Origin of the sequence: Arthrobacter sp. PAMC25284, from assembly GCF_019443425.1 — a bacterium.
Classification (GTDB): domain Bacteria; phylum Actinomycetota; class Actinomycetes; order Actinomycetales; family Micrococcaceae; genus Arthrobacter; species Arthrobacter oryzae_A.
The window spans coordinates 136,895-154,173 of the sequence record NZ_CP080382.1; the positions used below are offsets into that span (position 1 = coordinate 136,895).

Annotated in this window: 14 protein-coding genes, 1 tRNA gene, 1 other RNA gene and 1 pseudogene; 11 read left to right on the forward strand and 6 right to left on the reverse strand. The window is 64.5% G+C overall.

All coding sequences use genetic code 11. From position 1 onward, the window contains the following. Positions 1-214: 214 nt before the first annotated feature. Positions 215-2,996, reverse strand: a pseudogene (aceE, locus tag KY499_RS00615) (pyruvate dehydrogenase (acetyl-transferring), homodimeric type). Positions 2,997-3,395: 399 nt separating this feature from the next. On the opposite strand from aceE, the gene KY499_RS00620 reads away from it, so the two are divergent. The 6 genes from KY499_RS00620 to KY499_RS00645 all read left to right on the forward strand — a co-directional run bounded on the left by KY499_RS00620 (position 3,396) and on the right by KY499_RS00645 (position 7,179). Further along, positions 3,396-3,815, forward strand: coding sequence for a DUF3052 domain-containing protein (locus tag KY499_RS00620; RefSeq protein ID WP_123255634.1), 420 nt, complete (start codon positions 3,396-3,398; stop codon positions 3,813-3,815). Then, positions 3,812-4,324, forward strand: a complete 513-nt coding sequence (locus KY499_RS00625) for a peroxiredoxin (protein ID WP_123255635.1) — start codon at positions 3,812-3,814, stop codon at positions 4,322-4,324. Before KY499_RS00620 ends, KY499_RS00625 begins: the two co-directional genes overlap by 4 nt. A 4-nt stretch (positions 4,325-4,328) precedes the next feature. Then, complete coding sequence (locus KY499_RS00630; protein ID WP_219886029.1) at positions 4,329-5,249, forward strand: NAD-dependent protein deacetylase; 921 nt, start codon at positions 4,329-4,331, stop codon at positions 5,247-5,249. Positions 5,250-5,392: 143 nt separating this feature from the next. Further along, positions 5,393-5,465: transfer RNA gene (locus KY499_RS00635), tRNA-Val, on the forward strand. Positions 5,466-5,558: 93 nt separating this feature from the next. Further along, positions 5,559-6,824 carry a glycosyltransferase gene (locus KY499_RS00640; RefSeq protein ID WP_219886030.1) on the forward strand — a complete coding sequence of 422 codons (1,266 nt, stop codon included), beginning with the start codon at positions 5,559-5,561 and terminating at the stop codon, positions 6,822-6,824. Positions 6,825-6,900: 76 nt separating this feature from the next. Continuing rightward, positions 6,901-7,179: a hypothetical protein gene (locus tag KY499_RS00645; protein ID WP_123255637.1), complete on the forward strand. Its 279-nt coding sequence runs from the start codon at positions 6,901-6,903 to the stop codon at positions 7,177-7,179. A gap of 326 nt (positions 7,180-7,505) precedes the next feature. Here KY499_RS00645 and KY499_RS00650 read toward each other — a convergent pair whose 3' ends face one another. After that, positions 7,506-8,234, reverse strand: coding sequence for a FadR/GntR family transcriptional regulator (locus KY499_RS00650; protein WP_123255638.1), 729 nt, complete (start codon positions 8,232-8,234; stop codon positions 7,506-7,508). 238 nt (positions 8,235-8,472) lie between these two features. On the opposite strand from KY499_RS00650, the gene gndA reads away from it, so the two are divergent. Continuing rightward, positions 8,473-9,909 carry an NADP-dependent phosphogluconate dehydrogenase gene (gene gndA / locus KY499_RS00655; protein ID WP_123255639.1) on the forward strand — a complete coding sequence of 479 codons (1,437 nt, stop codon included), beginning with the start codon at positions 8,473-8,475 and terminating at the stop codon, positions 9,907-9,909. Positions 9,910-10,062: 153 nt separating this feature from the next. Here gndA and epsC read toward each other — a convergent pair whose 3' ends face one another. The 3 genes from epsC to msrA form a co-directional block, all read right to left on the reverse strand. Continuing rightward, positions 10,063-10,647 (reverse strand): serine O-acetyltransferase EpsC, encoded by a 585-nt coding sequence (gene epsC / locus KY499_RS00660; protein ID WP_123255640.1) that lies wholly within the window; start codon positions 10,645-10,647, stop codon positions 10,063-10,065. Between the two features lie 39 nt (positions 10,648-10,686). Beyond that, entirely contained in the window at positions 10,687-11,622 is a 936-nt protein-coding gene (gene cysK, locus KY499_RS00665) for a cysteine synthase A (RefSeq protein ID WP_123255641.1), read from the reverse strand. Positions 11,623-11,687: 65 nt separating this feature from the next. Beyond that, entirely contained in the window at positions 11,688-12,212 is a 525-nt protein-coding gene (gene msrA, locus KY499_RS00670; RefSeq protein WP_123255642.1) for a peptide-methionine (S)-S-oxide reductase MsrA, read from the reverse strand. A gap of 99 nt (positions 12,213-12,311) precedes the next feature. On the opposite strand from msrA, the gene KY499_RS00675 reads away from it, so the two are divergent. Continuing rightward, positions 12,312-13,238, forward strand: coding sequence for a Nif3-like dinuclear metal center hexameric protein (locus KY499_RS00675; RefSeq protein WP_123255643.1), 927 nt, complete (start codon positions 12,312-12,314; stop codon positions 13,236-13,238). 123 nt (positions 13,239-13,361) lie between these two features. Beyond that, entirely contained in the window at positions 13,362-14,099 is a 738-nt protein-coding gene (locus KY499_RS00680) for a zinc ribbon domain-containing protein (protein WP_123255644.1), read from the forward strand. A 73-nt stretch (positions 14,100-14,172) separates the two neighbouring features. Here KY499_RS00680 and KY499_RS00685 read toward each other — a convergent pair whose 3' ends face one another. Continuing rightward, positions 14,173-14,937, reverse strand: a complete 765-nt coding sequence (locus tag KY499_RS00685; RefSeq protein ID WP_219886032.1) for a YaaA family protein — start codon at positions 14,935-14,937, stop codon at positions 14,173-14,175. Between the two features lie 125 nt (positions 14,938-15,062). On the opposite strand from KY499_RS00685, the gene rnpB reads away from it, so the two are divergent. Both rnpB and KY499_RS00695 read left to right on the forward strand, forming a co-directional pair. Beyond that, an RNA gene (rnpB, locus tag KY499_RS00690) (RNase P RNA component class A) lies at positions 15,063-15,456 on the forward strand. A gap of 339 nt (positions 15,457-15,795) precedes the next feature. Next, positions 15,796-17,247: a glyceraldehyde-3-phosphate dehydrogenase gene (locus KY499_RS00695; protein WP_258190875.1), complete on the forward strand. Its 1,452-nt coding sequence runs from the start codon at positions 15,796-15,798 to the stop codon at positions 17,245-17,247. Positions 17,248-17,279: the final 32 nt, after the last annotated feature.

Below are 17,279 nucleotides of genomic sequence, written 5' to 3' on the forward strand. Positions count from 1 at the left end.
GCGCCCGCCGGTCAAGCTCCATTTGTGCGAAGGCTACAACGGGGTCTGTCGTGAATCACAGCGCGGCCGGAGCCTCCAGCGCCGCCGCACGGTTCAGGACCGGTGCCGCCCGCCGGTCCTGAACGGTGCAGGTGTTGCTTAAACGGCGGCGGCGGCCCCCACCGGTGTGGTGGGGGCCGCCGTCGTTCGCCGTTGGTGCGGGTGCCGGGGTTTTTTAGGAGTCGCCGCCGGCGTTGCCGGTGGTGCCGGCGTTGACGTTGTGGAGCTGGTATTTTTCGATGGCCTGGGTGGGTGTCTGGGCGTTGATTTCGCCGCGGCGGGCGAGCATCTGCAGGGATCGGACCACGATGGAGTGGATGTCGTTTTTGAAGAAGCGTCGGGCTGCGGCGCGGGTGTCGGAGAACCCGAAGCCGTCGGTTCCGAGGGAGGCGAACTCGTTCGGGAGGTACTGGCGGATTTGGTCCGGGACGGCTTTCATGTAGTCCGTGACGGCGACGATCGGTCCGGTGGCGCCGGCGAGTTGTGCTGTCACGAACGGGGTCCGGGGTTCCTGGCCGGGGTTGAGGAAGGCTTCTTCCTCGGCTGCCATCGCGTCCCGGCGCAGTTCGGTCCAGGACGTCACGGACCAGACATCGGCTGAGACGCCCCAGTCCTCGGCGAGGAGTTTCTGGGCCTGCAGGGCCCAGGGGACGGAGACGCCGGAGGCGAGGATCTGCGTGCGGGGCCCGTCGATTTTGGCCGGGGCGAGCAGGTAGATGCCCTTGATGATGCCTTCGGTGTCCAGTTCGGCCGGGGCCGGGGGCTGGTTGATGGGTTCGTTGTAGACCGTGAGGTAGTACATGACGTTCCGGGACGGGTCGTTGTCCGCCGGGCCGGGCCCGTACATCCGGTTCAGGCCGTCCCGGACGATGACTCCCATTTCGTAGCCGTAGGCCGGGTCGTAGGTGAGTACGGCCGGGTTGGTGGAGGCGAGGATCGGGGAGTGCCCGTCGGCGTGCTGGAGGCCTTCACCGGTCAGGGTGGTCCGGCCGGCGGTCGCGCCGATGATGAACCCGCGGGTCATCTGGTCCGCGGCGGCCCAGAAAGAATCCCCGGTGCGCTGGAACCCGAACATCGAGTAGAACACGTAGACCGGGATCAGCGGTTCCCCGTGGGTGGCGTACGAGGTGCCGGCGGCGGTGAACGCCGCGACGGCGCCGGCTTCGTTGATGCCGGGGTGGATCAGTTGGCCCTTGGCGGATTCCTTGTAGGCCAGGACGATGTCCCGGTCCACGGAGAGGTAGTTCTGGCCTTCGGGGTTGTAGATTTTCGCGGTCGGGAAGAACGCGTCCATCCCGAAGGTCCGGGATTCATCCGGGACGATCGGCACGATCCGGGACCCGAAGTCCTTATCGCGCATCAGGTCCTTCAGGAGCCGGACGAACGCCATGGTCGTCGCGGCCATCTGCTTGCCCGAGCCGCGGTTGGTGAACTCGTAGGCCTTCTCCCCGGGCAGGGTGACCTCGGTGTGCGCGGAGCGGCGTTCGGGCACGAACCCGCCAAGTTTCGCCCGGCGTTCCATCAGGTACTGGATTTCCGGGGTGTCCATGCCGGGGTGGTAGTACGGGGGCCGGTACGGGTCCGTTTCGAGCTGTTCGTCCGTGACCGGGATCCGCAGGTGGTCCCGGAAGGCCTTGAGGTCATCAAGGGTCAGTTTCTTCATCTGGTGCGTGGCGTTGCGGCCCTCGAAGTGCGTGCCGAGCCCGTAGCCCTTGACCGTGTGCGCGAGGATCACCGTGGGCTTGCCCTTGAACTCCGCCGCAGCCTTATACGCGGCATAAACCTTGTTGTAGTCGTGGCCGCCGCGCTTGAGGTTCCAGATCTGATCGTCCGTGAGGTCCTGGACCATTTCCTTGGTCTGCGGGCTCTGGCCGAAGAAGTGCTCCCGGACAAACGCCCCGGACTCGGCCTTGTACGTCTGGTAATCCCCGTCGACGGTCTCGTTCATGATCTTCACGAGCGCACCGTCCTCGTCCTTGGCCAGCAGCTCATCCCACTCCCGGCCCCAGACGACCTTAATGACGTTCCAGCCCGCACCGCGGAAGAACGCCTCAAGTTCCTGCATGATCTTCCCGTTGCCCCGGACCGGACCATCCAGACGCTGAAGATTGCAGTTAATGACGAAGTTCAGGTTATCGAGCTTATCGTTCGCCGCGAGCTGGAGCAGCCCGCGGGACTCGGGCTCATCCATTTCCCCGTCACCCAAAAACGCCCAGACCTGCTGGTCAGAAGTGTCCTTGATGCCCCGGTTCTGCAGATACCGGTTCGACTGGGGCCTGATAGATCGCGTTCATCGGCCCGATCCCCATCGAGACCGTCGGGAATTCCCAGAACTCCGGCATCAGCCGCGGATGCGGATAGGACGAGAGCGCATGGCCCTCCTTGGACTTCTCCTGCCGGAACCCGTCCAAATCCTCCTCGGAGAGCCGGCCTTCCATAAACGCCCGCGCATACATCCCCGGCGACGCATGACCCTGGAAAAAAACCTGGTCCCCGCCACACGGATGGTCCTTGCCGCGGAAGAAATGATTGAACCCGACCTCATAAAGCGTCGCAGCCCCCGCATACGTCGAGATATGCCCGCCGACACCAATCTCAGCCCGCTGCGCCCGGTGCACCATCACCGCAGCATTCCACCGCAACCACGCCCGGTACTTACGCTCAATCTCCTCGTCCCCGGGGAACGGCGCTTCCTGGTCCACCGGGATCGTGTTCACATAATCCGTGGTCGTCACCATCGGAACACCCACACTCCGGGCACCGGCCCGCTGCAACAGGCTGCGCATAATGTACTGGGCACGCTCCGTGCCCTGATCCTGAATCAGCGCATCCAGGGACTCACGCCACTCGGCGGTCTCTTCCGGATCACGATCAGGCAGCTGGTTTGTCAACCCGCTGAGGATATGGGAGCTATCTTCTCCTGCAGCCACGTCCAACCTCTCTTTGAGCGCATTCATCGGCGCCCTCAGCTCCGGCAGGGTAACTGCCCGGCGTGAACGCGTCGTGTGCGACGTATCGGTTACAACAGCCCGGTCGTGTGCGCCGGGCAAAGGTCCAATCACAACTACGCCTGCCGGTATTCAGTCGGGCGGTCGCCCTCGCAGGTGTAGTCGTCATCAGTCACTCTAACCGTGAGAGCTGGCTCATGCGTAGCTGTCGAAGACGGGCGCAGTCGTATTTCACGGGCATACTGGTTGTGTGACGACGAACCGCCCGGCGATTTGTCGATCGCACCGTGTGACGCAGAATATGGCGGATCGCGGTGCCAACAGCTTGAAGCGCAGGCGCAAAGGGTGTTGGCTGGTAGTAATGGAAATCACTAGCGTTTTTGAAGTCATCAAGCATAGGAGCAACACGTGAGCGAGGCCGACGCCGCCACTTCGGTAAATGTGGCGGAGAAACTGGGTTTCAAAGCCGGGGACCTGATTCAGGAATTCGGTTATGACGACGATGTCGACTTCGACCTGCGTGACGATATCGAGGACCTGACGGGCTCGGAACTCTTTGATGAGGAAGATCACGAAGTCGTTGACGCCGCCATCCTGTGGTGGCGCGCCGGCGACGGGGATCTGGTCGACGCTCTCGTTGATTCGCTCGTCTCGCTCACGGAAGGCGGGGTTGTCTGGATCCTGACCCCAAAGTCAGGGCGGACCGGCTACGTTTCGCCGTCGGACATCCAGGATGCGGCGCCCACCGCCGGACTGCACGTCACCACGTCAGCCGGAGTCTCGACGGACTGGAGTGCCACCCGACTGGTCACCCGGAAGAACAAGTGACCACTGCCGTCCGGCAGGCCGGTGCGGGGCCTGCCGTTAGTTGTGCCGTCCCGGCAATCGGCGAAGCTGCGCCGGATTTCGAACTGGTCAACCAGTTTGGAGAACCCGTGCGGCTGTCGGATTTTCGTGGCCGGAACGTCGTCATCGTTTTTTATCCGTTCGCTTTTTCCGGTATATGCACAGGCGAGCTGTGCGAACTACGGGACAACCTCGCTCTTTTTGAGAACGCCGACGCCGCGGTGCTGGCCGTCTCGGTCGACAGTAAGTTCACGCAGCGGGCCTATGCGGAGCAGGAAAATTACGGCTTCGATCTGCTGGCCGATTTCTGGCCGCACGGTGCTGTCGCCGGAGAGTATGGCATCTTTGACGCGGAGAGCGGCATGGCCAAACGCGGCACCTTCATCCTCGATGCCGCAGGGATCGTGCGGTACGTCGTCGTGAACCCACGCGGTGAGGCGCGGGACCTTAAGGAATACCGGGCCGCACTGGCCTCCCTCAGCGGAAACTGAGGCCATGCGGCAGCGCCAACCGGGGGTCGGGATGACTGGCTTTGCCAGTCTGCCCCCGGTCGCGGCCGCCGAACCGGCGCGCCATGAGATTGACGCGCTCCAGGACATCCATGTGATTCTCTCTGGTGTCCGGTTTGCGCTGCTCACCGGGGCAGGCCTCAGCACGGATTCAGGCATTCCGGATTATCGCGGGCCGGGATCCGCCCCCAGGGCACCGATGACCTACCAGGAATTCATCGGTGAACCAGGAAACCGGCAACGCTATTGGGCCCGGAACCACCTCGGCTGGTCACACCTGCGCCGGGCGGATCCGAATGATGGCCATGCCGCGGTGGCCCGGTTGGAGCACCGCGGGTTGCTCACCGGGCTCATCACCCAAAACGTGGACCGTCTTCACGAAGAGGCCGGAAGCCAGAACGTCGTGGACCTTCACGGCCGGTTCGACCAGGTGGTCTGTCTCGACTGCTTCCGCCGCTACAGCCGCAGGATGCTGGCCGGAGTACTCGAGGAACTCAACCCCGGGTTCCTGGAACGCGCCGCCGCCGCCGGCATCATCGAGATGGCCCCCGACGCTGATGCCACGATTGAAGATGCCGAACTAATCGAGAGCTTTGTCGTCGCACACTGTCCGGCCTGCGCCGGCACGCTGAAGCCGGACTTTGTGTACTTTGGTGAGAATGTGCCCAAAGACCGGGTCGAGCGCTCCTATGCCATGGTTGACGCGGCCGGGGCGCTGCTCGTGGCCGGCTCGTCCCTCACCGTCATGAGCGGTCTGCGCTTCGTCCGCCACGCGGCCAAGCACGGCAAATCCGTGGTCATCATCAACAGGGGCCCGACCCGAGGCGATGACCTGGCCACGGTCAAACTGGACGCAGGAGTCAGCGAGGCGCTGACTTGGCTTGCCCAGGAACTTCCGCCGCTGTAGGAACCGCAGCCTTGCCCGTTCGGGCCGGCCCGGACTCCTTGTGTCGCGGGTGGCCGCCGGAAGGCCGATTGGCGTTCCGTGCGTTGCATCCGGTACAGTAACACTTCGTTGGTTGAAGCGCTGATGCGCGGACATCAGCCTTTGGGTCTTTAGCTCAGCTGGTAGAGCGCCACGTTTACACCGTGGATGTCATCGGTTCGATCCCGGTAGGACCCACAGATAGATACCCCGTCGCAGCAGGCCTCAGGCCGGCAGCGTCGGGGTTTTTCTGTCGAGGAATATCTTCAACTGGACTCTTGGGGGGTCACCGTGTTTTACGGCGTCACGCGTTACAGCCTTTTCTCGCCCGGATCGCAGTCCTGGAAAACTTCAGGCGGCGGGGTTTTCCAGAGCCCGGCAGAATACAGGGACTACCTCTTCTCCAAGGAGCGGCTCCAGCTGCGGGCCGAGTTGTTCCTGACGCGCTCCGTTCCTGCGCTTGCGACGATGGCGGAAAACCACGATTACAAGCACTTCATCCTGTACTCGGAACTGTTGCCGGCGGAGCACCAGGAACGCCTCTTCGCAGCGGCTGGGCAGTACCCCTTCCTCATCCCTGTGGAGTGGAATGAGGTAGTCCGCGGGTCCGGGATAGAGGAAGTGCGCCCGCTGATCGAGCAGGACCTTGCCGCCAAGATCGGCGCGGGTGAAGGTGTGCAGCCTGTTGTCTGGTTCCGCCTCGACGATGACGACGTCCTGGCCGCTAACTACCTCACCCGCCTCGAAAGCTACCGGACCCTCGCCCACGTTGGTATGGCCGTTTCCTTCGGCCTGGGACTGACGGCGTACAAGGCCCGCAGGGAATTGGTCTCCCTTCGTGAGTACTACCACCCTAAATCCGCGCAGGGCATGGCCTTTATCGCCGCATTCAACCCACGCCAGCGACTCCTTTCGATTACCACTCCAGGCCCGCATCACGGCGTCGACCAGGTGATGCCGGTAATCCTGGACTCCCGGGAGCATATGTTCTTCCAGATACGCCATGGCGACCAGGACTCAACGTTGAACGCAAGCCCCTACCGGCGGATCGCCGGCTCACTGGCCCGGCTGGAAAAACTGCCGTCGATCCGGACCGCCGACGTCGGGGCGCCAAAATGGCCGAGTCTGATGGAAGACCTGACTCGCGGCGAAGCAGACTTCCATGAGCTCACCGCCCCGGGCGCCGAGCCGCTGCTGTTCACCGAGGACACGGAGCTGACTTTCCCGCTGGATGCGCGGATCGAGGCGGGCCTGGTGGAATTCGAGCTTGAATTTGAATCGGCCAAGGACTTGGCGGGCGGTTTCGCGACCATCACGTTCGAGCTTCGGGGCGCGAAACCGGAGGACCTGGGGAATTTGGGGTTGAAGAACGGACGGTTCGGGCCGGGCAGGCAGGTCTGGTCGCGCCAGGCGCGGGGAGTTGTGAAGTACTCCATGCTTCTGCCCGACGGAGTCAGCATCTCCGGGATCACCCTGCGGGGAAAGAATAAACAGCCGGCGGACGTGTTCATCCGGTTGCGGGCACCGCGGGTCGTCGAAATGGCGGCCGTGAGTTAACGCCACCCTGAGCTGTTTCCAAGGGCCGGCTCGGATGTCGTAGCCCCGCAATACTCTCGCTGGCATGGAATATGTGATGGTGAAGACGTGCCCGGAGGGCCGGCCGCAAGCGGTCCTCCGCGGCGGCAGGGAATGGACGCTGGGGGCTGAGCCCGTCCGTTGGTTTGAGCGGGTGAGCTGGTGGGAAGCCGAGCGGCGGATGCCAAAAGGACTGAGCCGGGTGGATGTGGAGGTATGGCAGATCCAGGCCAGGCTCGGGCAGAACCGGGAATCGTCGCTGACCACCATGGAAATCATCCGTGACGGGCTGGGAGGTGGATGGCGCCTTCGCGGGGCCGTCGCAGACGCGGCGTAGCAGCTTCCAGATACGGCGCGGCGGGGTCTGCGGCGCAGAAGCGTTGAGGCAATGGATAAGCCTTCCACCGCGACTATTGGGGGATGCCGCGGTGGAAGGCTTAGCTCTAATATACAGCGATTTTCCACAAATGTGAAATACGTGGACACGTTTCCGCTAGGGCCGAATTGCCCAATCGATGGTCAAAAAATCCCCGTAAATACGCCATTCGGTGGCCTAATGTCACGTCATGGCGTCCACGGTATACGGGAAGACGGTGGCGACGGCGTCGGCTTCCGCCGGCAGGACGGTCAGGGCTCCGTTGCCCGTCCCTCCTGTCCGGGTCCCTAGCTGCGTCCCAGCGGAACAAATACCCGGGGCTGGTCCCGCCAGGTCGGCTCCATCTCGGCGATGGTGTGCCGCATAATCCGGTCTGAGGATTCCCGCGCCATCCGGGCGTCCCCGGCGGCAATGGCATCGGCGACGTCAAGGTGCCACTGGAGTGCTGCTTCGCCAGGGCGGTCCGGCATCAAGCCGTGCACGGTGCGGCCTGTCAGCGTCTCCGCCACCTGGCCGACCAGGTTGGCGAACATTTCGTTGCCGGAGCCGGTCAGCAGGAGTGAATGGAAATGGATATCCAGCTCCAAAAACCGGGGCACATCGCCGGCGTGACCGGCGTCGCGCATGGCGTGCGACGTTTCCACAAGTTCGCGGCGCAGCTCGGCCGGGGCGTTGGCGGCGGCGAGTTCCGCGGCGACAGGTTCAACTGCGGCGCGAAGTTCGGCCAGCGAGCGAAGCTGCGCCCCGCGGCCGTCGCCGGCGAGCCGCCAGCGGATCACGAGGGGATCGAACGGATTCCAGCGGCTGGCCGGGAGGACCCTGATGCCAACGCGCTTAATTGTCTCCACCAGGCCGAGGGACTGCAGGACGCGGACGGCCTCCCGGACCACGGACCGGGAGACCCTCAGTTCCTCTTCCAGGTGCTCGCCGAGCATAACGTGGCCCGCCGGCAGTTGACCTGCGACAATTCGGGCTCCCAGGTGCTCAATGGCACGATGGTGGAGGCTGGTGGACATAGTCGTAAGCATAGTGCGGGAGACCCCGCGGGCGCCTGTGCCGGGAGGGCCTGCGTGGGAAACATAGACTGCAATTGAAGCGTTGTGTGACGCGCAGCATCCCACACCATGGTCACGGCTTCCCTGTTGCCGCGGAGATATATATGATTTATTGACAGTCACTGATCCGAAAAACCGAGTTCCATACAGCGTGTGGGGCGAAAGGCATTCGTTGCCCTGAAATGAATTGGAGTTTTTGATGTCAGCACACATCGGCGTCACCGGCCTTGCGGTGATGGGCGCCAACCTCGCCCGCAACCTGGCCCGTAACGGCTTTACCGTTGCCCTGCACAACCGGTCCGTCGAAAAGACCGACGCACTGCTGGAAAAGCACGGCAGCGACGGGGACTTCGTCCGCACTGAGACCCTGCAGGAACTCGTCGACTCGCTGGAAAAGCCCCGCCGGGTCCTGATTATGGTCAAAGCCGGCAAACCGGTGGACTCCGTCATCGAACAGCTCGAACCGCTCCTGGAGCCGGGCGACATCATCATCGATGCGGGTAACTCCCACTACGAGGACACCCGCCGCCGTGAGGCCGCCCTCGCCAAGAAGGACCTGCACTTCGTTGGCATCGGCGTTTCCGGCGGCGAGGAAGGTGCCCTGAACGGCCCCTCGATCATGCCCGGCGGCTCCAAGGAGTCCTACGACGCACTCGGCCCGCTGCTGGAGAAGATCGCCGCCCACGTCGACGGCAAGCCCTGCTGCGCCTGGATCGGCACGGACGGCGCCGGCCACTTCGTCAAGATGGTCCACAACGGCATCGAATACGCCGACATGCAGGTCATCGGCGAAGCCTTCGACCTCCTGCGCTCCGGTGCGGGGATCGAGCCGGCCGAGCAGGCTAAAATCTTCGCAGAGTGGAACAAAGGCGACCTCGCCTCATTCCTGATCGAAATCTCCGCCGAGGTCCTCGGCCACGTTGATGCGAAGACCGGCAAGCCGTTCGTCGACGTCGTTGTGGACGCGGCAGGCCAGAAGGGCACCGGCCGCTGGACGGTCATCTCCGCACTCGAACTCGGCTCCCCGACGTCGGGCATCGCCGAATCGGTGTTCGCCCGCGCACTGTCCTCACAGACAGAGCAGCGCCAGCTGGCCCAGGAACTGCTGGCCGGCGGCGAAGCCGCCGTCGAGGTCCCGGAGAGCTTTGTTGAGGATGTCCGCCAGGCGCTGTACGCGTCCAAGCTCGTCTCCTACGCCCAGGGACTGGACATGCTCACCTCGGCCGCTAAGGAATACGGCTGGGACCTGAAGCTGGATGAGATCGCTTCGCTCTGGCGAGGCGGCTGCATCATCCGCGCAGAACTGCTCAAGGAGATCACCAAGGCCTACGCCGCCGCGGAGAAGCCGGCCAACCTGCTGTTCGCTCCGGCGTTCACCAAGGCGATCGCCGAGGTCCTCCCGGCCTGGCGCCGCGTGGTCTCGACGGCCGTCCAGCTCGGCATTCCCGTGCCGGTATTCTCCTCCTCGCTCGCCTACTACGATGGCCTGCGCCGCAAGCGCCTCCCGGCCGCCGTAATCCAGGGCCAGCGCGACCTGTTCGGCGCGCACACCTACGGCCGCGTCGACGCCGAAGGCACGTTCCACACCCTCTGGGGCGAGGACAAGTCCGAAATCGAAGCAGTGGACACCCACTAGGCTTCGCACCTGCCCGGCGGCCGGTACCCTCCAGAGACTTTGGACGGGACCGGCCGCCGGCGTTTAATGCCCCCGCCGGGGGAGCCCGCAGGACAGCGGAAAGCCCCGACCGTCAACGGCCGGGGCTTTCGTTTTCCTGCACGGTGTTAGCTGCTAGATGCGGTATTCGATGTAGTACTCCGCCGGGTCCACAGCGGGCTGGGTTTCGCGCCCGGCGTCGCGGTGACGCCAGACCGCGGGAACCCCCGTGAGGATCGATTCCGGCGGGGCGTCCTTGACGACGACGGCGTTGGCCCCAACCGCACTGTCCCGGCCAATGGTGATGGGGCCCAGGACTTTGGCGCCGGCGCCGATCACCACCCGGTCTTCAATCGTCGGGTGCCGTTTGATCTTGGCGAGCGAACGCCCGCCCAGGGTCACCCCGTGGTAGATCATCACGTCTTCACCGATTTCCGCGGTTTCCCCGATGACCACTCCCATGCCATGGTCGATGAAGAAGCGCCGGCCGATAGTGGCGCCGGGGTGGATCTCAATCCCGGTCAGAAACCGTGCCAACTGCGAAATCAGGCGTGCCGGAAAGCGCAGCGACGGGTTCTGCCACAGCCGGTGGGTGACGCGGTGCGCCCAGATCGCGTGCAGGCCGGAGTAGGCGAAGAAGTTTTCGAAGGAGCCCCGGGCCGCCGGGTCGTGGGACCGGGCGGCGTCGAGGTCTTCCTTAAGTCTTGCGAAGAAGCTCACAAAGACCTTTCTGGGGAATCGTGGGACCGCGGTTGGGACTCAGCCGCGGATGTCGTCGTACAGGACGGTGGAGATGTAACGCTCGCCGAAGTCGCAGACGATGGCAACAATGAGCTTACCGGCGTTCTCCGGACGCTTCGCGAGCTCCAGGGCGGCCCAGACGATGGCCCCGGAGGAGATGCCGCCAAGGATGCCTTCCTGAACGCCGAGCTCGCGTGCCACCCGGACGGAGTCCTCCAAGGTGGCGTCGATGACCTCGTCGTAAATGTTGGTGTCCAGGATCTCCGGGACGAAGTTCGCGCCGAGGCCCTGGATCTTGTGCGGTCCCGGTGCGCCGCCGTTGAGGATGGCGGAGTCCTTCGGCTCGACGGCGACGATCTGGACACCGGGCTTGCGCTCCTTGAGGACCTGCCCGACGCCGGTGACGGTACCGCCGGTGCCAACACCAGCCACGAAGATGTCCACTTTGCCGTCGGTGTCTTCCCAGATTTCCTCGGCGGTGGTCTGGCGGTGGATCTCGGGATTGGCTGTGTTGGCGAACTGCTGCGCCCAGATGGAGTTCTCCGTGTTGGCCACGATCTCCTGGGCCTTCTCCACAGCCCCGCGCATGCCCTCGGAACCGGGGGTCAGGACGATTTCCGCCCCGAACGCCCGGAGCATCACACGGCGTTCAGTGGACATCGTCTCCGGCATGGTGAGGATGACTTTGTAACCGCGGGCTGCGCCGACCATGGCCAGGGCGATCCCGGTGTTGCCGGAGGTGCCTTCGACAATGGTGCCGCCGGGCTTAAGGGCCCCGGACTTCTCGGCGGCGTCGATGATCGCGACACCGATGCGGTCCTTGACGCTGTTGGCCGGGTTGTAGAACTCAAGCTTGACGGCCACGGTGGCGTCGAGGCCTTCGGTCAGCCGGTTGAGCCGCACCAGCGGAGTACCGCCAACCAGCTGGGTAACATCGTCATAGATCCGTGCCATGTAGATACGCCTGTCTCTGAAGTGGGATTACTGAGGTCAGCCTAACGAGACCGCACTGGGCCTAGCTAAGCATTAAGCCACGCAGAGTAATATTTCCGGGCTTTCGCCAGCTTGGGGTTGATGATGACCTGGCAGTAGCCCTGTTCAGGGAACTTGCCGTAGTAGTCCTGATGGATATCCTCGGCCACGTGGAACATCGGAAGCCGGCTGACCTCAGTCACGATCGGGTGCGCCCACAACGACTGGTTGCGTTCAATCGCCTCCTCGAAGAGAATTTTTTCCTCGGTGGTCTGGTAAAACATCGAGGAACGATACTGGGTGCCGACGTCGTATCCCTGCCGGTTCAACGTCGTGGGATCGTGCAACGCGAAGAACATGTCCAGGACGATCTCGGCCGGGACCTCCTCCTCGTCGAAGGTCACAGCCACAACCTCGGCGTGACCGGTCGTACCGGAGCACACGGAGTAGTAGTCAGGGTCGCGCTCATGGCCCCCGGTGTAGCCCGACACGACAGAGCTGACACCCTTCGTTTTCTGGTAGACGGCGTCGAGGCACCAGAAGCAGCCTCCGCCGAGGACAAAAGTTTTCATGCTTCCTTCAATGGTTTGGAGGCCCGGATGATTCCCGACTCACCTTACGAGAGCGTGACACATCCCTGCGGGGGCTCCCGGTTGCGTAAGAATGAGTCTATGGAACCTGTGAACAACGATGTTTCAGCCGGCTCCGCCGAAGGCGCCAACGCCGTCGCGGGTACTGCCCCGGGCGCGGCGGAGGCTTCCGGCGCCACCACCCTGGGTATGGTCCTGCTGGCGGTCGAGGAACTGTGGCCCGAATCGCTGGCGGAGCAGTGGGACGAGGTCGGCCTCGTGGCCGGGCACACCACCGCTGAGGTGACCCGGATTCTCTTCGCGGTTGATCCGACCCTTGAAGTGATCGAGGAAGCCATCGACTTCGGTGCGGAACTGCTGATCACCCACCACCCGCTGCTGCTTAAAGGTGTGACCTCTGTCGCATCCACGACGGCCAAGGGCCGGGCCGTGCACCGGTTGATTGAATCCGGCACCGCGCTGCTGACCGTTCACACCAACGGTGACTCCGCCGTCGGGGGTGTCTCCGATGTGCTGGCGGACGCGCTGGGCCTGCAGAACGTGGCGCCCCTGACTCCCGCCACGAACGGACTTCCGGAAGAAGGCATCGGACGGGTCGGGGACCTTAAAGACGTCCTCACGCTCGGCGACTTTGCCGCGCGGGTATTCGGTATCCTGCCCGCGGTCGCCGGCGGAGTCCGCGTCTCGGGGGACCGGGACGGCCTGATCCGCCGGGTGGCCGTGTGTGGCGGCGCGGGGGATTCCCTCTTCGCCGAAGTGCGTGCCAGCAACGCAGACGTGTACCTGACAGCTGATTTGCGGCATCATCCGGCCTCCGAAGCGCGCGAGGCCGCCGTCGATGGCAGGCCGTACCTGATTGACGTTTCACACTTCGCCAGCGAGTGGCTGTGGTTGCCCGCCGCGGCCGGGGCACTGGGCAATGTCCTCAACGACCAGGGCCATGACGTTGAGATCCGGGTCAGCGGCACCAACAGTGATCCGTGGGACTTCATTCTGACTCCGGGCTAAGCCTGGCGTGCGAGGGGCCCCGGGTGAGCGTAGCGAGGCCGGGGAGCACGCTAGGCGCTAGAGTCTAGGGAGCGCCGGTACGGTGCCCGGCTCCGGCCGGCAGGGAACAAGCGGAGGTAAATAGTGGCCAAGGCAGCACCGGCGGAACAGTTGAAGTTGCTCGAATTGCAGGGACTGGACGCCAGGCTCAAGTCCCTGTTTAACCGCCGCCGAAGCCTTGAAAGCGACCCCCGGATCACAGATCTTGAGGCTGCCCTGGCCGTCGCCAACGGCGAACTCGGCGCGGCGAAGATGGCCGTCCACGACGCCGAACTGGAGCTAAAGCGCTCCGAAGCGGATGTTGAGCAGGTGGCAGCCCGGATCGAGCGCGACGAAGCCCGGCTGAACAGCGGCACCGGCCTGTCCAAGGACCTCGTGGCCCTGCAAAAAGACCTGGTCTCGCTTAATAAGCGCCGCTCCGATCTTGAGGACGTGGAACTGGAGGTCCTCGAACGGCTGGATACCCTCCGCCTGCGCCAGGCGACGCAACAACAGATCGTCGATGACATCCAAGGTTCCTTCGGCGTTATCCGTGCCGAACTGGATGAGCAGCTGGCCGAGAACGGCGCGGAAGCCACCACTGTCCGCGGTGCGCGGGCCGAATTTGCTGACGGGCTGGACGCCGGCATGCTGGCAATTTATGAAAAGACCCTCGGGAAGCGCGGCGTGGGTGCGGCCCGGCTGTTCCACGGCACCTCGGAAGGCTCCGGCATGCAGCTGAGCCCTGGCGACCTCGCCGAAATCAAGGCCGCGGCCGAGGACGACATCGTGTTCTGCCCCGACTCCGGCTGCATCCTGGTCCGGTCGGCCGACTGGGCCTAAGCGCCCCGCCCGGCTGCCACACCGGAGGGCCCGGAGCAGTGATTGTCCCGCGGGGACCGGCACCGGCTGCCTGTTAGCCGGGCAGGATGATGTTCAATGCGTGCGGCTTCCGGGCCGTGCCCGGGACGAGCTCGACGGACCACTTCTCGGATGCGGCCTTATGCAGCTGAGCCGGGGACCCGGGAGCCTTGCCGCGCCGGCTCAGCAAATGCCGGGCCAGCTCGCCCCGGGTGTGTTTGGCGAAATGGCTCACGACCTTCCGGACGCCATTGACTTCGGTGAAAACATTCACGGCGACGGTTTGTTCCGGCGGCGGGGCCCACGCGGCAGCATAGGTGCTGGACCGGCAGTCCACGAGCAGCTCACCCGCCGCGGCGGTGCCCAAGGCTGCGGCCAGTTGGGGCTTCCAGAAGGCGGCGAGCCGTCCGACGTCGGGCAGCGCTGTTCCCATCGACAGCCGGTACGCCGGCACCCGGTCGGCGAAGCGGATCGCTCCCCAAAGCGCGGAGATGACCAGCACGCCGGCATCGGCCTTCGTCCGCTGCGCCGCCGTCAGCGTGTCGTAGCCGAGCGCGTCGTAGAGCACCCCGGAATAGACCTGGTGCGCCGGGGCAGCCGGTTCGGCGCGCAACCGCCTGTTGCGTTCGACGTCGGCGCTCAACGACGCGCCGACGCCCAGCAGCGCCAGGGCGTCCTCATGGGCGCTCACGGTGCCGAGGGACTCAAGCACCCGGGCCCGGCACACGTTCAGTTCCGGGAAGCTCAGGGTGGCCCAGTCCATGGCTTCCCCACCGGCAGCGGGGGTCTTGCCCTCGGAGGGCGGCAGTAAAATCAGCACCGTACGATCCTACCGGCGGCCGCGGGCCGGTCCCGATCCCTCCCAACCCTGTTGGAGACCCCCGTCGACGCCGTGTCACCCTTGTCACCGCCGCGTCTCTCCCTGCCCGTAGAATGGAGGGCGGATGGGTTGACCAGGCGGTCGCGCGTCACGCAAGTGGCTCGAGGAACGTCCGGGCTCCGCAGGGCAGGGTGGTGGGTAACGCCCACTCGGGGTAACCCGCAGGCCAGTGCCACAGAGAACAGACCGCCTGCAGGCAGCGTGTGCTTGCACGGGCTGCAGGGCAGGTAAGGGTGAAACGGTGGTGTAAGAGACCACCAGCTTCCCGGGTGACCGGGAAGGCTAGGTAAACCCCACCCGGAGCAAGGCCAGACAGGGCACGTTTGAGGGCTGCCCGCCCGAGTGCCCGGGTAGGCTGCTGGAGGGCGTCGGCAACGGCGTTCGTAGATGGATGGCCGCTATTCCCGCGCCGGTAACAGCGCGGGAACACAGAACCCGGCGTATCGGTCAACCCATCCACACACCACCGCCGCCATGCGGTGTATACGCGCTCGCCACGGGCGGCAGCGCGGTTGCAGACCATGGCGTGTGAGCGATTTCACGCTGCGACGGGGCCCGGGCCTACCCGGCGCAGCCGTAGAATCGATAGTGAACGTGGAAGTTCCGCCGCCGGGTCTGCGTTCGCAGCCGGCGGTTTATTTTTGCACTTTCCACAGGCGCCCGGGGTGGACCGAAACCCCGCCGGCGTCCAGGCTCCGGCACTCCCGGCGGCCGAGCCCTGCATACAGAGTCGTATGCGGCGGATTCTAGGAAGGCAGTTCTGTGAGCCAGACGTCAGATTCTTGTTTTGATACGTGGATGGGCCGTGAGGCGCTCGCCGAGGCCATGATTCCGGTGATCGGCCGGCTCTACCGCGAAAACAACGTGGTAACCAGCATCCACGGGCGCAGTCTGATCAACAAGTCCACCATGAACATCCTCAAGGCGCACCGCTTTGCCCGCCGGATGAGCAAGGAGGAACTCCGCCTCGAAGAGACCGCCCCGCTGCTAAATGCCCTGACGACCCTGGACCTGGGAGCCGCGGCCATCGACGTCGCCCGACTCACCGAGAAGTTCCGCGCCGAACCCGACGGCACCAGCCTTGAGGAATTCCTTCGCGCTGAACTCGCCGACGTCGTCGGCAAGCGCGGAGGAGACGACCGGACGAGTACCGACGTCGTACTTTACGGTTTCGGCCGCATCGGCCGGCTCCTGGCCCGCCTCCTGATCGAAAAGGCCGGCGGCGGCCACGGCCTGCGGCTGCGTGCGATCGTGGTCCGGCGCGGCTCGGACAACGATCTGGCCAAGCGCGCCAGCCTGCTCCGGCGCGACTCCGTCCACGGTCCGTTCGAGGGCACCATCAAGGTGGACCTCGAGAAGGACACCATCACCGCAAATGGCGTCCAGATCCAGGTCATCTACTCGGACAACCCCGCCACCGTGGACTACACCGCCTACGGCATCCACGACGCGCTTGTGGTCGACAACACCGGCCGCTGGCGCGACGCTGCGGGCCTGTCCCAGCACCTGCAAAGCAAGGGCATCTCCCGGGTGCTCCTCACAGCACCGGGCAAAGGCGACCTGAAGAACATCGTGCACGGCATCAACCACGGCACCATCCTGGATTCGGACAAGATCGTCACCGCGGCGTCCTGCACCACCAACGCCATCACCCCGGTCCTGAAGGCCATCAACGACAAGTACGGCGTAATCCACGGCCACGTGGAGACTGTTCATTCCTTCACCAACGACCAGAACCTGATCGACAACTTCCACAAGGGTGACCGCCGCGGCCGCTCCGCCGCCCTGAACATGGTCATCACCGAAACCGGTGCCGCCCAGGCCGTCGCGAAGGCGCTGCCCGAACTGCTGGGCAAACTGACCGGAAGCTCCATCCGCGTCCCCACCCCCGACGTTTCCCTCGCCATCCTGAACCTGAGCCTGGAAAACGGCACCACCAAGGACGAAGTCAACGACTACCTGCGGGAATTGTCGCTGCACTCCGGGCTGCGGAAGCAGATCGACTACATCGATTCGCCCGAGGTAGTCTCCACGGACTTCGTCGGCTCGCGCCGGGCAGGCATTGTTGACGGGCTCGCCACCATTTCCAACGACAAAAACCTCGTGCTCTACGTCTGGTACGACAACGAATTCGGCTACAGCTGCCAGGTGGTCCGCGTCATGGAGGAAATGGCCGGTGTTAACCCGCCGTCGTTCCCCGCCAAGGACGTCGTAACCGCGGCCGCAGCAGAGCTGGCCGTCGGGGTCTGACCGGGGCTTTTCTTCGCTTTCCCGGCCGGGCA

Coding starts and splice junctions, on each gene's coding strand:
- gndA (WP_123255639.1), top strand. CDS start 8,473: ATGTCAGCACACATCGGCGTCACCGGCCTTGCGGTGATGGGCGCCAAC.
- KY499_RS00645 (WP_123255637.1), top strand. CDS start 6,901: ATGGTGAAGACGTGCCCGGAGGGCCGGCCGCAAGCGGTCCTCCGCGGC.
- KY499_RS00675 (WP_123255643.1), top strand. CDS start 12,312: ATGGAACCTGTGAACAACGATGTTTCAGCCGGCTCCGCCGAAGGCGCC.
- KY499_RS00695 (WP_258190875.1), top strand. CDS start 15,796: ATGGGCCGTGAGGCGCTCGCCGAGGCCATGATTCCGGTGATCGGCCGG.
- cysK (WP_123255641.1), bottom strand. CDS start 11,622: ATGGCACGGATCTATGACGATGTTACCCAGCTGGTTGGCGGTACTCCG.
- KY499_RS00630 (WP_219886029.1), top strand. CDS start 4,329: ATGCGGCAGCGCCAACCGGGGGTCGGGATGACTGGCTTTGCCAGTCTG.
- msrA (WP_123255642.1), bottom strand. CDS start 12,212: ATGAAAACTTTTGTCCTCGGCGGAGGCTGCTTCTGGTGCCTCGACGCC.
- KY499_RS00650 (WP_123255638.1), bottom strand. CDS start 8,234: ATGTCCACCAGCCTCCACCATCGTGCCATTGAGCACCTGGGAGCCCGA.